This is a genomic window from Neobacillus drentensis, from assembly GCF_036965245.1.
GTDB classification, from domain to species: Bacteria; Bacillota; Bacilli; order Bacillales; family Cytobacillaceae; genus Neobacillus; species Neobacillus drentensis_G.
This window is the reverse complement of record NZ_JBALPG010000083.1, coordinates 1-14,537: the sequence shown is the minus strand read 5'-3', so window position 1 is coordinate 14,537 and position 14,537 is coordinate 1. Positions and strand designations below refer to the sequence as shown.

15 protein-coding genes are annotated in these 14,537 nt (G+C 38.1%); all 15 read right to left on the bottom strand.

Annotated features, from left to right (window positions below; all coding sequences use genetic code 11):
- Window positions 1-59 precede the first annotated feature (59 nt).
- Window positions 60-956: a hypothetical protein gene (locus V7150_RS17340; RefSeq protein WP_335520895.1), complete on the bottom strand. Its 897-nt coding sequence runs from the start codon at window positions 954-956 to the stop codon at window positions 60-62.
- A gap of 119 nt (window positions 957-1,075) precedes the next feature.
- Entirely contained in the window at window positions 1,076-2,365 is a 1,290-nt protein-coding gene (gene aroA / locus V7150_RS17335) for a 3-phosphoshikimate 1-carboxyvinyltransferase (RefSeq protein ID WP_335520892.1), read from the bottom strand.
- A gap of 239 nt (window positions 2,366-2,604) precedes the next feature.
- Entirely contained in the window at window positions 2,605-3,711 is a 1,107-nt protein-coding gene (locus V7150_RS17330; RefSeq protein ID WP_335520890.1) for a prephenate dehydrogenase, read from the bottom strand.
- Between the two features lie 34 nt (window positions 3,712-3,745).
- The gene (hisC, locus tag V7150_RS17325) at window positions 3,746-4,834 is read right to left on the bottom strand and encodes a histidinol-phosphate transaminase (RefSeq protein WP_335520888.1); all 1,089 of its coding nucleotides are present in this window, start codon (window positions 4,832-4,834) and stop codon (window positions 3,746-3,748) included.
- A 56-nt stretch (window positions 4,835-4,890) separates the two neighbouring features.
- On the bottom strand, window positions 4,891-5,262 hold the full coding sequence (aroH, locus tag V7150_RS17320) for a chorismate mutase (protein WP_335520886.1): 372 nt from the start codon (window positions 5,260-5,262) through the stop codon (window positions 4,891-4,893).
- A 17-nt stretch (window positions 5,263-5,279) separates the two neighbouring features.
- Window positions 5,280-6,350, bottom strand: coding sequence for a 3-dehydroquinate synthase (aroB, locus tag V7150_RS17315; protein ID WP_335520884.1), 1,071 nt, complete (start codon window positions 6,348-6,350; stop codon window positions 5,280-5,282).
- Window positions 6,350-7,522 (bottom strand): chorismate synthase, encoded by a 1,173-nt coding sequence (gene aroC / locus V7150_RS17310; protein ID WP_335520896.1) that lies wholly within the window; start codon window positions 7,520-7,522, stop codon window positions 6,350-6,352. The genes aroB and aroC overlap by 1 nt, the downstream gene beginning before the upstream one ends.
- Before the next feature lie 168 nt (window positions 7,523-7,690).
- Window positions 7,691-8,137: a nucleoside-diphosphate kinase gene (gene ndk, locus V7150_RS17305; protein ID WP_283919227.1), complete on the bottom strand. Its 447-nt coding sequence runs from the start codon at window positions 8,135-8,137 to the stop codon at window positions 7,691-7,693.
- A 136-nt stretch (window positions 8,138-8,273) separates the two neighbouring features.
- On the bottom strand, window positions 8,274-9,236 hold the full coding sequence (gene hepT / locus V7150_RS17300) for a heptaprenyl diphosphate synthase component II (RefSeq protein ID WP_335520881.1): 963 nt from the start codon (window positions 9,234-9,236) through the stop codon (window positions 8,274-8,276).
- 43 nt (window positions 9,237-9,279) lie between these two features.
- Entirely contained in the window at window positions 9,280-9,984 is a 705-nt protein-coding gene (locus V7150_RS17295) for a demethylmenaquinone methyltransferase (RefSeq protein ID WP_335520879.1), read from the bottom strand.
- 4 nt (window positions 9,985-9,988) lie between these two features.
- A complete protein-coding gene (locus tag V7150_RS17290; protein ID WP_335520878.1) occupies window positions 9,989-10,810 on the bottom strand; it encodes a heptaprenyl diphosphate synthase component 1 in 822 nt (273 codons plus the stop codon).
- 302 nt (window positions 10,811-11,112) lie between these two features.
- The gene (mtrB, locus tag V7150_RS17285; RefSeq protein ID WP_335520876.1) at window positions 11,113-11,349 is read right to left on the bottom strand and encodes a trp RNA-binding attenuation protein MtrB; all 237 of its coding nucleotides are present in this window, start codon (window positions 11,347-11,349) and stop codon (window positions 11,113-11,115) included.
- A gap of 38 nt (window positions 11,350-11,387) precedes the next feature.
- A complete protein-coding gene (gene folE, locus V7150_RS17280) occupies window positions 11,388-11,951 on the bottom strand; it encodes a GTP cyclohydrolase I FolE (protein WP_335520874.1) in 564 nt (187 codons plus the stop codon).
- A gap of 185 nt (window positions 11,952-12,136) precedes the next feature.
- Window positions 12,137-12,409 carry a non-specific DNA-binding protein Hbs gene (hbs, locus tag V7150_RS17275; protein ID WP_024030636.1) on the bottom strand — a complete coding sequence of 91 codons (273 nt, stop codon included), beginning with the start codon at window positions 12,407-12,409 and terminating at the stop codon, window positions 12,137-12,139.
- A gap of 360 nt (window positions 12,410-12,769) precedes the next feature.
- Window positions 12,770-14,248 (bottom strand): stage IV sporulation protein A, encoded by a 1,479-nt coding sequence (spoIVA, locus tag V7150_RS17270; protein ID WP_335520873.1) that lies wholly within the window; start codon window positions 14,246-14,248, stop codon window positions 12,770-12,772.
- Window positions 14,249-14,537 lie beyond the last annotated feature (289 nt).

Here is a 14,537-nt window from a genome sequence, read left to right as displayed (position 1 = left end):
AACATATTAATAATATTATTTACTCGATCCATTGACTATTACCTCTCGTTCCCATTGATTTACAAAGAAAAATAAGATGGGGTTCTCACCTTAACATGTTCTCCATTTCCAGGTTTAAATAAAACTTTTTTCCCTGAGAGGACAACCATTCCTTTGTGAACTGTAACTACTAGTCTATCACTATGATAATGAAATAAACTAGCTTCATCAACATTCTTGATTTCTCTTCCCTTTAGATATAAATTATAACTTAATTCAGTACCGTTCATTAGGCTGCCTTTTTGCGGATATAAACCGATTTTGTTTAATACTGGAATAGACAATGGTTTGTTTTCTTCAACTTCCTCGTATAATGCCGGGATTTTTTCTCTTTGCATGATATCCTTCCATTTCGACATAACAGCCTTCGCTTCCTTCTTTTGTAAAGAAGAAATTAATGGAATTAAAGGACTGTTGAATGGAAACATAGCTTCCCTTATCCATCCCCAAGGAACTTTCTCTAATTCCTCTTGATCCTGAATCTCAACAAAAATGGCCGGAATTTTTAACTTTTTACAACTTCTGATAAAGGATATTGTTATTAAATGTGCAGGGATTTTAACTCCGATAATAAAGTCAATTGGGCTGCTTATTAATGCCGTTTCCATTGCTTTTATTTTTTCTGTTAGTTCTTTTTCGTATGTAATATCAGCATATGTAAACAAAGTAGTACATCCTTTTAACAAAAAATGTTCAATTATACAGGTTTTTAAATCTTGAAATGAACCTTGTTGAGGAACTTTAGAACTTAAAAGGACATAAGAAGGGGTCATAATATACGGCTCAGCGTTCATTTTTATTAATTGATAACGCTTGAACCCTGTTTGAATGGCAGTTATTCGATCATCATTAATTAATAACGAACATGTATGAAGCTCTTTGTCTTTAAGAATATTGGCATTTTCAATGATATACATCGTCCCACCCACCCATTTCCTTTCTTTAAGACAAGCTATGCAAACAATCTGAAAACTATGACATTCAAACAACTTCTAGATATTTTTACAATAGAAAAAGCTGCCATAACATGCAGCTTTTAGTGGATTAGGCTATTTAAATGGGCAAAGAAATTCGGATATGAAACAGATATGGCTTCGGATTGCTCAAGCTCTACATTATTTATACATAAAAGGGCAGCAATCGAAAGCATCATGCCAATTCGATGATCTCCATGACTAGAAACCCTTCCGCCGTTTAAATTAGATTTTCCATAGATGATCATTCCATCGTTGGTTGCTTCAATCGAAGCTCCTAATTTTCTCAATTCATTGACAACGGTATCTATGCGATTCGTTTCCTTAACCTTTAATTCTTCAGCATCTTTAATCACTGTTTTTCCTTCTGCCTGTGTTGCCAAAAGGGCAATAATCGGAATTTCATCAATTAGTTTTGGGATAATATCCCCTTCAACAACAATTCCTTTTAGATTGGATGTCTTGATGATGAAATCGCCAGCTGGCTCAAACGAGTTGTCATCCTTTTGAACAATCTCTAAGTCTGCCCCCATCTTCTTCAATACCTCGATGATTCCTGTTCTAGTTGGATTTAAACCAACATTTTTTAAAACAATTTCACTTCCTGGAATCACAGCCCCAGCTACAAGGAAAAAGGCCGCAGAGGATATATCCCCGGGGACATGAATTGTCGAAGCTGTCAGTCTTTGCCCTCCCTTAACAGTAATCACCTTGTTATCTTTGTTAATATCACCACCAAATTGTCGAATCATTCTTTCCGTATGATCACGGGTTTCAGCAGGCTCGATAATGGTACTTTCTCCTTCTGCCTGTAAACCAGCTAAAATTAATGCTGACTTTACCTGTGCACTAGCTACTGGAAGCTCGTAATGGAAAGGATTTAACTGACCTCCACGGATTGAAATAGGAGTGAAGGCTCCGTCTTTTCGACCATCAAGCCATGCACCCATACTTGTTAAAGGACCCGTTACCCTTGTCATTGGCCTTTTTCCGATAGATTCATCACCCACTAGAGTGGAGAAAAATGGTCTTCCTGCCAATATCCCCATTAATAAACGAATTGTTGTCCCGGAATTGCCAACATCTAATACTCCATCAGGTTCAGTTAATCCCTCAAAACCATTTCCGATAATACGAAGCTGGTTGTCAGATTCCTCAATGATTACCCCAAGCTTTCGAAAGCACGAGATTGTACTTAAACAATCATCTCCAGGCAAAAAATTGGTAACCTTTGTTTCCCCATAAGCAATTGATCCAAACATGACGGATCTGTGGGAGATGGATTTATCTCCAGGGATTGTTACTTCACCAAATAAACGATTTATGTTATTTTTAAGTTTTAATGACGCCATCAAAAATCACCTTTTTATTAATATCAGTATATCTCATTGAACTTCGAGAAATGTCCAGGTCCATAAGAATGAGCTTTGGAAGCGATACCTCACTCGAAGGAGAAGGCTTAGCTGTTTGAAGAGCGCCTAACGGCTAGTCTGCCTCACTCTTCTCCCTACGATAAGTTATCATCATATCACTATTGCTCCCAGTCGTATCGCTTCAGTACATACGCTACAAGACCAGCGCTTCCGCTTTACTATGAACCTATGGATGTGACATAGCTGGAATAATTGCCAATACAATGTTCTGCCTTTTGCCGATCCTCTTCTGTTTGAAAGCTGATGACCAAAACTCCATTTATGTCTTCACGTGTTTCAAGGATGCGAATATTTGTGATGCTGATTTTTTCCTTCGCTAAATAACCGGTTATTTCTGAAATCACACCAGGGTAATCGGGCACATCGACATACAAATCATAAAATGCTGGTATCGCGCCTTTTTCTTTTTGTGGCAACCCGTCGCGAAACTGCTTTGCCTGTTTAAAATAATCGAAAATAGCGGCACTATTTTCCTTTTCCAGTAAGGATTTAACCCCATTCATTTCATCCAGCCACTGATTAAGCAGTTTAATTAATATTTCACGGTTGTGCAGCAAAATATCTTTCCACATTGCCGGGCTGCTTGAGGCTATACGTGTGATATCCCTAAATCCGCCTGCAGCGAGACGGGGGATGAGACCTTCTGCCTCTGATAATTTTTCAGTTTGCCTGACAATCGATGCGGCGATAATATGGGGAAAATGACTGACTATCCCTGTAAGATAGTCATGATTTCCAGGTGTGACGGTTAGAAATTTGGCATTTGTTCCGATTAACCATTCTTTCAATGTTTCAAGTTTTGTATCTTCTATATGTTCTTCTGGAGTTAACAGATACAAGGCATTTTCAAATAAAATTTCTTTAGCAGCCGTAACACCGCTTTTATGTGAACCAGCCATTGGATGGCCACCTATAAAGGTAATTCCCTTCTGCTTTAAGCTAGTGGCACTTTCAACAATTCTGCCTTTTGTACTGCCTGTATCTGTCACGATTACTTCTGAATTAAGCGGAAGTTCAGATAACAACTGGATAATTTCCTTCGTTTCGTTTACAGGTACTGCAATAATGATTAATTCAGCATCAATGGCACCATCACAAATATTTTCCGCAATATCATCAATGACTCCGAGCATTTTTGCAAGTATTGCCTGTTCAGGATTTATATCAAATCCTACAATCACTGCTTCATTATGTTCTTTCTTGATACATAATGCTAAGGAACCACCAATTAATCCTAAGCCAATAACAAAAACCCGGCCTTTCAATATAAATCCCCCTAGTTAGAGAGAACTGCTCGCCTCAGTTCGCTTCTAGATATTCGCTCAATGCCTTAAGGACACCTTCATTTTGTTCAGAAGAGCCCACCGTAATTCTTACCGCTGTAGGGAAACCAAGAGCTTTTCCGGAGCGTACGATATATCCCCGTGCTTGTAAATATTGAAAAACCTCATCCCCATCAGCTTTAATATCAATTAAAATAAAATTAGTCTGGGTAGGGTAAAATTCAAGATGATGCTTCTCGCAGAATTTATAAAACTGTGCCAGACCCTGTCTGTTTTTTTCTTTGCAAACTTCGACAAATTCCTGATCCTTGATCGCTTCACTCGCTGCTAATTGACCTAAAGTATTCACATTAAATGGTTCCCTTGCAGGTTCAAGTGCTTTGATGATGGCACGGTTCGCCACCCCATACCCAACCCGTAGTGCAGCAAGTCCATATATTTTAGAAAAAGTTCTAAGCACAATTAGGTTTTCATACTTACGTGTTAAACTGATTGCATTATAGTAATCTTCCGCGACTACATATTCAAAATACGCTTCATCAAGTACGACGAGGATATGTGACGGCACCTTTTCTAAGAATAGAATTAATTTATTTCTTGGGATATATGTACCCGTAGGATTATTTGGACTACAGAGCCATATGATGTTCGTAGTCTCGTCAATTGCCTCAAGCATGGCATCTAAATTATGGTCTCCGTTGACAAGAGGGATCTCCTTAATAATTGCCCCCTCAATCAAAGCATTGTGCTTATATTGAGAAAAGGTTGGGGTTGCCATAATGGTACTGGCCATCGGGTGCAGTAGCGCCCTTGAAATAATTTGAATTAGGTTATCTGAGCCATTCCCTAATATTATTTCGTCCTCATCAACCTGTAAAAACGCTGAAAGTGTCTCTCTTAAATGAGTAGCGTAACCATCAGGATAAAGTGCCAAACTTGTTTGATATGATTGAAGGGCTGAAAGTGCTTGTTCTGAGCATCCAAAAGGATTTTCATTAGATGCAAGCTTAACAATACGATCCAATTTAAATTGTTTTTTGACTGCCTCAATTGATTTTCCTGGTTGATAGGGTGTCAGTGTTAATAACTGCTCTTTCCATCTCATTTTCCCCACTCCATTCGTTCTGATTGTCATATTTTTTTAAGCATAAGATATTTTTATTATACCAAATTACTGCCAAGGTCTGGCCTTAATACCTTTGCTTCCTTTAAATATACATGAACAATCTTTTCCTGCGCTATTTCTGTATCCACATGCATCATAATTCTAATGCACATCTTCAAAGCATTCGGAACAGGTATTTCCCGCATACACATGACAGGTACATATGTCCATTCAGCAAAATTCCGCAATGCCTTTGCCGGAAATGCAGCATTAATATCTTCGGTGGTTGAAATTAATACGGAGGCGACGGAATCTGGTTGAATATGATTAACCTCAATTAATTTAGCCAAAAGCTCCTCTGTGGCAGAAACAATAGCTTCTTCAGTATTTTCGTTAACCGTCGTTGCTCCCCTCACCCCTCTGATCATGATAAATCCCCCTTGTACTAAAAACTTTTAAGCTCTTTTAATAAAACTTCTTCGGATAATTCCTGAAGCATTGGCTGCCCCACTTTATCTAGTAACACAAATCGAATAGACTCGCCAACGGACTTCTTATCCTGTTTCATTTTGGCAATCAGCCTATCAAGAGATAGCTGTTCGGGTATGTTTGTTTTATATCCTAATGTTGTAACCCAATCGATAAATTCTTCTAAATGAAACGATAGCCCAAGAAGTTCATTGCTTAATTTTAAAGCGAAAATCATCCCGATCATAACTGCTTCACCATGGGTGAAATTTCCATATCCCATTTCTGATTCAATTGCATGTCCAAGCGTATGCCCAAAATTCAAATAAGCACGGATTCCAGTTTCTCTTTCATCTTGTGAAACAAAATTATTTTTAATTCTTATACCTTTTACCAAAGAATCCGATAATGGCTCAAACGTTAAAGTTTTCAAATCATGAACATTCGTTGTTAACCAATGAAAAAAATTAGGATCTGCAATAAGTGCATGTTTAATAACCTCTGCAAACCCAGAACGAATTTCTTGGATTGGCAGCGTTTTTAACAGTTCTAGATCATAAAATACAGCTTCTGGTTGATAAAAAGCACCAATCATATTCTTTCCAAGCGGATGATTGATGGCAACTTTCCCGCCGACAGCACTATCATGAGCTAGGATGGTAGTGGGGACTTGAATAAAAGGGATCCCTCTCATATAGGAAGCAGCTACGAAGCCTGACAAATCCCCAACCGCACCACCGCCAAAAGAAATAATGACAGATTTTCGATCAAGATGATTCTCAAGTGCTATTGATAGAGCCTCATAATAAACTTCAAAGGTTTTTGCCTTTTCGCCGCTAGGTGCTGTAAAAATAACGGGATTCCACGGTTTTAGAACAAGCTGCAGCTTTTCAAGATGCAACTTACCAACAGTTTCATCAGTAATAATTAATATTCTTGTAAGTTTGGTAAAATGATTGGTTAAAAAAGTACCAAGTTCTTTTCTTATCCCTTCACCAACAAAGACATGATACTTTTTCGACTCTGTTTGGATTTGTACGGTTTCCATTAAAACTCCCTCGCATATTCTCGCTGCCTATTTATTTCATCGGCAAATGTATTAAAACGGTCACTGTAAAATTGTTCAACAAGCTCGTTCGCAAGTTCCCAGGCTACTACATGCTCCGTAACAACTGCTGCAGCAGGTACTGCACAGCTGTCAGAACGTTCGACACTCGCTGCAAACGGCTCTTTCGTTTCGATATCAACACTCATTAATGGTTTATATAGTGTCGGGATTGGTTTCATTACGCCTCTAACCACAATTGGCATCCCCGTAGTCATTCCGCCTTCAAATCCTCCCAGCCGGTTTGTCTTACGGTAATACCCTCTCTCCTTATCCCAGGCAATCTCATCATGTACTTCACTTCCGGGTTTCCTTGCTGCTTCAAATCCAATTCCGATTTCCACACCTTTAAAAGCGTTTATACTCATTATTGCTGCTGCTAATTTTCCATCTAATTTACGATCGTAATGAACATAGCTTCCCACTCCAGCCGGCATTCCTGTCACAATAACCTCAACAACACCGCCAATAGAGTCGCCATTTTTCTTTGCTTCATCAATAGCATTCATCATATCCTGCTCTACATTTGTGTCTGCCACCCTTACGGGAGAATTTTCTGTCCGTTGCTTTATGGCCTCTACCGTTAGGGAAGGATCTACATTGGCCTTTATTCCGCCAATTTCTACTACATGTGAAACTAGTTCAATGCCAACAAGGGATAAAAGCTTCTTGGCAACAGCACCAGCTGCTACTCTAACGGTTGTCTCTCGTGCTGAAGATCGTTCTAGAACATTTCTCATATCCCGATGTCCATATTTAATGGCACCATTTAAATCGGCATGTCCTGGTCTTGCCCGTGTTACCTTACGCTTTATTTCATCCTCTTGTCCTTCTTCTATCGCTTCAATACCCATTATAGTTGTCCAATGCTTCCAGTCATTGTTTTTCACTACTAGAGCAATTGGGGATCCTAGTGTTTTTCCATGACGTACACCAGATACAATTTCTGCTGAATCTTTCTCAATTTGCATGCGTCTTCCACGGCCATAGCCCTTTTGACGTCTTTCCAACTCTTCATTTATATCCGCAGCCGCAAGCGGCATTCCAGCTGGCAGACCTTCTAAAATTGTTGTTAGCTGTGGCCCATGGGATTCACCAGCAGTTAAATATCTCATTCCCATTCTCTTTCCCCCTTCAACTCATTAAAGAATTATGTATCAATATATCATATCACGCTCAATAAACATAGTATAATAATTCAGAAAATAGCGGGAAAATTTTTGTATACGATTACAGAAAAAGGCACTTGTATGGTTCCATACAAGTGCCTTTTTACTGTTAAATTAATAAATCCATTCGTTTACTAATTTAGAATACTCAACTACTCCAGTATCTTTAAAAAACAAGCCGATTTCCCGCTCTGCGCTTGCAGGTGAATCAGAACCATGAATAACATTTTTACCAACTGTTAATCCAAAATCACCGCGAATCGTACCAGGTGCCGCATCCTTTGGATTAGTAGAGCCCATCATTTGCCTAGCCGTTGCGATGACATTTTCACCTTGCCAAACCATTGCGAAAACAGGGCCGGATGTAATGAAATCTACTAATTCACCAAAGAATGGTCGTTCCTTGTGCTCTCCATAATGTTCTTCAGCAAGTTCAGTTGGGATGCTCATTAATTTAGCTCCAACCAATTGGAAGCCCTTTCTTTCAAATCTTGCAACGATTTCTCCAATTAAATTACGCTGTACGCCGTCCGGTTTTACCATTAAAAAAGTTTTTTCCATGAATTCCACCCCTAAATGATTATGTATATTGATTGTTTCAAGAGAACAATCCATGGAAAATGGTATCACTTTTTCGAATATTTAGCAACATTGAAAAGCTTATGATACCTGTTCTTGGTTTAAAGACATATGTAAGCTAGAATTTTCGTCTGCCAATATATTTTGCAATATCACGAAGTGTTTTTTTTGCTTTATTATCTGGTAATTCTTCTAATACAGCTAAAGCTTTATCTAAATAGTGATCACTCAGAGCAAATGACTTTTCGATTGCACCTGTCTGTTTTATAAGGGAAATTATTTTTAAAATATCATCAGGAGCCATATTCTCATGAACCTTTTCAATTTCCCTACGAATCTCGTCATTTTCCATTGCAAAAAGGGCTGGAGCCGTAATATTCCCTTGTAAAAGATCACTTCCTGCTGGCTTCCCTAATGCCTTTTCGGTAGAGGTGAAATCCAAAATATCATCGATAATTTGATAGGACATTCCCACGAAATACCCAAAACGGAAAAGCTTTTTATGGAAGGACTCTTCAACCCCTGCAGCAATTGCACCTAATTGGCAGCTGACAGCAATTAACAAGGCTGTTTTCCTCTTAATTCTACGAAGATAATCCCGAAGGTTTTGATTAAAACGGTATTTGTCTTTTATCTGCTGAATTTCCCCCAAAGTCACTTCAACGATCGTATTTGCTAAAATTTTATGGGCAGCAGGTTTTTCGATATTTGTCATTAATTCTAATGCAAGGGCAAAAACAAAGTCGCCGGTATACATCGCGATTTTATTATCCCATTTTGATTTAACTGTTGGCTGGCCTCTGCGAAGATCAGCATCATCGATTACATCATCATGGACAAGAGATGCCATATGAATTAATTCGAGGGCAACAGCAACATTTTTTATCACATGTATATCATAATGACCAAATTTACCCGCAAGCAAAACAAAAACAGGACGAATTCTTTTTCCTCCGGCTTGTAATGTATGCATTGATGCTTGTTTCAAAAGAAGAGACTCAGGTTGGATTGTCTCTTCCAACTCTTTTTCGATTATGTTAATATCCGAATTCAAAAATGAATACATCATTTTTAATTTCATTTGTATTCACCCAGCTTTTCATCCTGTCTTCAATTTCAATGTATTAATTTTTTTTGCCAATATGAACAGCGGCCGCACCGCCACTATACGGTTTGAATTTCACATCTTTAAAGCCCGCTTGTTGAAACATTTTGGCAAGCTCCCTCATTCCCGGAAAATCACGTGCTGATTCATGAAGCCAGGCATATTCTCTATAGCTCTTTGCTAACAATTTTCCAAACAACGGCATAATAAAACGAAAATAAAAAAAATATAGCTGTTTATAGCCGATTAAAGTAGGCTGTGATGTCTCAAGACAGACAGCAATACCACCCGGCTTTACTACCCGATGCATTTCTTTTAATACCTGCATGTAATCGGGGACATTTCTTAATCCAAAGCCAATCGTAACATAATCAAAGCTATTATCAGGAAAGGGCAGTTCCATTGCGTTGCCGTGGATTAATTTTACCTGCCGAAGCCCCAAGCCTTTAACCTTTTCAATTCCGACATTCAACATATTTTGGCTAAAATCTAACCCAGTCACTTCACCTGTCGGACCTACTGCTTCTGCTAAAGCAATTGTCCAATCGGCCGTTCCGCAGCAAACATCGAGAGCTTTTGAACCAGGCAGAACATTCATTCTTTTCATGGTGTCCTTCCGCCACTTGATGTGCTGCTGAAAACTAATAACTGAGTTCATTTTATCATAGTTATCAGATATCTTCTCAAACACATTGTGAACGCGCTGTTCTTTCGATTGCTGCATTTTTTTACCCTTCTTCCACAAAAGTTTTTGCATATGGCTGGTATTGATTCAACGACAACGTAATCCTTTTTTCAAGTAAATCATTAAAATAGGGAAGCTGTTTTACTCCTTTTTCAATCACTTGTTTTGAAAGTTCTAGATAATGGTCGCAAATCTGTAATAAATGATTTCGCTGCTCACCTGATAATTCTTTCAATTTTGTTTCATTACCAGGGAAGATAATATTCTTCAAGGATTCAAACAATATGGAGCTTTCCGAATGAAAATATTGCTTTTTTTCATTTAGTAACCGTTTAAAAAATAAAAAATTAGCAATAAAATCATTCCATATATCTACTTTAAAATAATCGGAGAACTTTGTAAGTAAGGAACTTTCAATCCTCTTAATACTATTCATCAGTTTTTCTATTCCCTCAAGATTACATTGGTAAATAAAAATCTTATTTTCGTTGACTTCTTTTACCCCTTTTGAAAGTGATTTAATCATCATTATATCTTCTGAATCGGCAAGAAGTTTATAATATAAGCCGCTAAAATAATCCCCGGCGAGAACTGTTAATTGACGATTTTTTTCATCTTTTGATTCATTGGAAATATGTTCATGGGTATCAAGGGCAATTTGAATTAACATAGTTGATAAAGCATAGTTCTGGATATCACGAAATGACAATTCAAGCCGATCCATTATTGAGATGAGGATAAGAAGCTTATCTTCGTCAATAATAGGGGTTTCAATGTGATCGAGCAAGTATGAATCAAAAACCTTTTTCTCGATTTGCCCCCTAATAATTGTAAATTTCTGTCGAATATCCTGCAATCTAATCACCCTTGCTTCCACGAAGTAATATCCTATGTATTTTTATTTGCCGATAGGAAAGTAAAACTTTCCAATCAGGCATAAGTGCAACTACGCCTCTGTCTTCGCCTAACGGCTTGCCAATCGGCGAGTTTTCTTTATCTTTTGGAAAGAAAAATTCATGCCCATGATATAAAGAAAATCATAGTCTAATTTCTTTAACACAAGACAGACAACATTATATCATAAAAGGCATCCTATGGGCAGGAATTCACAAAATAATCATCACTATACGACTTTGACTTATTACATGCTGATTAGAAAAGCCCTGCTTATTTCTTCATTTCACTTTCTAATTCACCAAATTGGGTGAGAATTTTTGCGTCTCCCCTAATTTTGATTGCTGAAGTATGCTCCGTAAATTGAGCAATTAGTACCTCACCCTTATCAAGCTTTTCTGAATGATGGAATCTTGTATCTGTACCTCTAGTTAAACCGATTACACTGACACCATCTTCAATGGCTTTAATGACCACATAATCATTATTTTGCTGATTGCGCTTTTCCAATATTATCACTCCAAATATGTTAGAAATAATCAACACTACTATTTTATTAAGGAAAGCACCTCAGAACGAGCAATTGCATCATCTGCAAAAACGCCGCGAACTGCAGTAGTAACTGTTTTTGAGCCCGGCTTTTTTACACCGCGCATCGTCATGCACATATGCTCTGCTTCGACCACAATCATAACCCCATGAGGCTCTAGCTTTTCCATCATACTGTCTGCGATGGTCGAGGTAATCCGTTCTTGAAGCTGCGGTCTTTTGGCAACTGCTTCAACAGCCCGCGCTAATTTACTTAAGCCCGTAACACGACCGTTTTGCGGAATATAGGCCACATGTGCTTTTCCAAAGAATGGGACGAGATGATGTTCACACATCGAATAAAACGGAATATCTTTCACTAAGACTAACTCTTCATGATCTTCACTAAAAATAGTCTCAAAATGCTGCTTTGGATCCTCATTTATTCCGCTAAATACTTCCTCATACATTTTTGCAACTCTTTTTGGTGTATCAAGCAGACCTTCACGATTTGGATCTTCACCGATTGCTTCTAATATTAAACGCACCGCCTCTTCAATTTGGGCACGGTTCACTTCTATCATAATGAATACCTCCTAGAGTATATCTATCAAGTATAGACGACAAATACATATTAGCACAATCCTTTCTTTACAGGCAAAAAACAAAATTCTTTTTCATCCTGTGGATTATGAAAAAGCAAAAAGGCCATGGAATATTCCCATGACCTTTTTGCTTTAGCAATCGCTTAAAGCAATAATTTATGTAATTATTTTACTGCGTCTTTAAGCGCCTTACCTGGTTTGAAAGCTGGAACCTTGCTAGCAGCGATTTCGATTTCTTCACCTGTTTGAGGGTTACGACCTTTACGTGCCGCGCGCTCGCGTACTTCAAAGTTACCAAAACCAATTAATTGTACTTTATCACCATTTTTTAAAGCATCTAAAATCGCATCAAAAACAGCATCAACTGCTTTTGTAGCGTCCTTTTTTGAAAGCTCGCTAGCTTCAGCAACTGCATTAATAAGTTCTGTCTTGTTCATGCCATTCACCTCCTCCCAAAGAATTGATCAAGATTCGTAAATAAGATTACTTATCTACATTTCTAAACAATTTTTCTAATTTCTATACGTCATAGCGCGTTTTTATTACCAATTTAGTACATATCGACTTTTTAAGTGACATAATTCTATTTTTAATAAAAACCCTTATGAATATAAGGTTCCAAGCACTACAACGTAATTCTGTTAAAAGATTATCATAATCAATTCAGCATAGCAAGAAGATTTCATGAAATTATGGTAATCTTTTCTTTCGTTCGACAAAATTCTACTATTTTGGGCTATTTTGGTTAAAATATTGTCACAAAAATAAAAAAAGACTCCAATTGGGAGTCCGAAAATCTATAGTATAATGGCAATTAAGCCGCCTGAACCTTCGTTTATGATTCTCTCTAAAGTTTCTTTTAATTTATATCTTGCATTTTCCGGCATCAAGGAAAGCTTGGCTTGGATCCCCTCACGGACAATGGAACTTAGGCTGCGCCCAAAGATATCAGAATTCCAAATCGATAATGGATCATCCTCGAAGTCCTGCATTAGGTAGCGGACAAGCTCCTCACTCTGTTTTTCCGTGCCAATTATAGGGGCAAATTCCGATTCGACATCAACCTTAATCATGTGAATCGATGGCGCTACTGCTCTTAACCTAACTCCAAACCTTGCACCTTGGCGAATGATTTCCGGTTCTTCAAGGCTCATATCAGAAAGAGTTGGTGAGGCAATCCCGTAACCAGTCTGTTTCACCATTTTTAAGGCATCTGAAATGTGATCATATTCTGCTTTTGCATGGGCAAAATCCTGCATAAGTTCAAGAAGATGATCTTTCCCTCTGATTTCTATCCCAACAATTTCTTTTAAAATATCATCATATAATTCATCTGGGGCAAGCAAATCGATTTCTGCAACACCTGAACCCATTTCTATCCCTGCTAAGCCCGCTCGCTCAATAAAATCAAAGTCACTAAACTGCTGGACTACACGATCAACATCTCGTAATCTCTTGATGTCTTTTACTGTATCCTTTACAGCCTCTTGATAGCTTTCACGAAGCCAATGGTTTTCTCTCAGTACCATTACCCAGCTTGGAAGGTTGACATTAACTTCAAGTACTGGGAACTCGTAAAGTGCCTCGCGAAGAACATTGAGGACATCACTGTCACGCATGCTTTCAACACTCATTGCAATTACAGGAATATCATATTTTTCAGCTAAACTTGATCTTAGGGTTTCAGTGCTAGGGTGGTATGGCTGTGCACTGTTAACAACCATGATAAATGGTTTGCCAACTTCCTTCAGTTCATCAATCACTCTTTCTTCCGCTTCAATATAGTTACTTCGAGGAATCTCTCCGATTGTTCCATCCGTTGTGACGACTACCCCTATTGTGGAATGTTCCTGGATTACTTTTCTAGTTCCAATCTCGGCCGCTTCGTGAAACGGTATAGGTTCTTCGTACCAAGGTGTATTAATCATTCTCGGTCCATTTTCATCCTCATAGCCTTTAGCACCCGGTACAGTATACCCAACACAGTCAACCAGTCTGATATTAACATTAAGGCCCTCATCGACATGAACAGTTGCTGCCTGATTTGGCACAAATTTCGGCTCGGTTGTCATGATTGTTTTTCCGGCTGCACTTTGCGGTAGCTCATCTTGTGCCCTTGATCTCTCCGCCTCACTGTTTATATTCGGTAAAACAACAAGCTCCATAAATTTTTTAATAAAAGTTGACTTTCCTGTTCGTACTGCTCCTACTACTCCTAAATAAATATCGCCGCCTGTTCTTTCGGCAATATCTTTAAAAATATCGACCTTTTCCAAGTGATCCCCTCCTGATCATAGAGTAAAGTGGGATAATTTCATCCATATTAGGTATTTTTGGACAGTATATGTTTATGACGTTGTCCTATCTTGTTATGACACTTTTCTAAAATTTTTTACCCCCTTATTAAAAATTCGTAAGGTACACTGATATCTGTAATTCGCTGAACATATGAATTTATGGAGGGTTTCTAACTATGGACACTGGAATAGAAACCCCAAAATGTCCATATCACGATATTATTTTTCAACATAAAAAAACCCTTCTCCTACAATATATTTCTAAGGA

Coding starts and splice junctions, on each gene's coding strand:
- aroC (WP_335520896.1), bottom strand. CDS start 7,522: ATGAGATATTTAACTGCTGGTGAATCCCATGGGCCACAGCTAACAACA.
- V7150_RS17295 (WP_335520879.1), bottom strand. CDS start 9,984: ATGCAGCAATCGAAAGAACAGCGCGTTCACAATGTGTTTGAGAAGATA.
- folE (WP_335520874.1), bottom strand. CDS start 11,951: ATGATAGAAGTGAACCGTGCCCAAATTGAAGAGGCGGTGCGTTTAATA.
- aroB (WP_335520884.1), bottom strand. CDS start 6,350: ATGGAAACCGTACAAATCCAAACAGAGTCGAAAAAGTATCATGTCTTT.
- hepT (WP_335520881.1), bottom strand. CDS start 9,236: ATGAAATTAAAAATGATGTATTCATTTTTGAATTCGGATATTAACATA.
- V7150_RS17340 (WP_335520895.1), bottom strand. CDS start 956: ATGTATATCATTGAAAATGCCAATATTCTTAAAGACAAAGAGCTTCAT.
- aroA (WP_335520892.1), bottom strand. CDS start 2,365: ATGGCGTCATTAAAACTTAAAAATAACATAAATCGTTTATTTGGTGAA.
- hisC (WP_335520888.1), bottom strand. CDS start 4,834: ATGAGATGGAAAGAGCAGTTATTAACACTGACACCCTATCAACCAGGA.
- aroH (WP_335520886.1), bottom strand. CDS start 5,262: ATGATCAGAGGGGTGAGGGGAGCAACGACGGTTAACGAAAATACTGAA.
- hbs (WP_024030636.1), bottom strand. CDS start 12,409: ATGAACAAGACAGAACTTATTAATGCAGTTGCTGAAGCTAGCGAGCTT.
- ndk (WP_283919227.1), bottom strand. CDS start 8,137: ATGGAAAAAACTTTTTTAATGGTAAAACCGGACGGCGTACAGCGTAAT.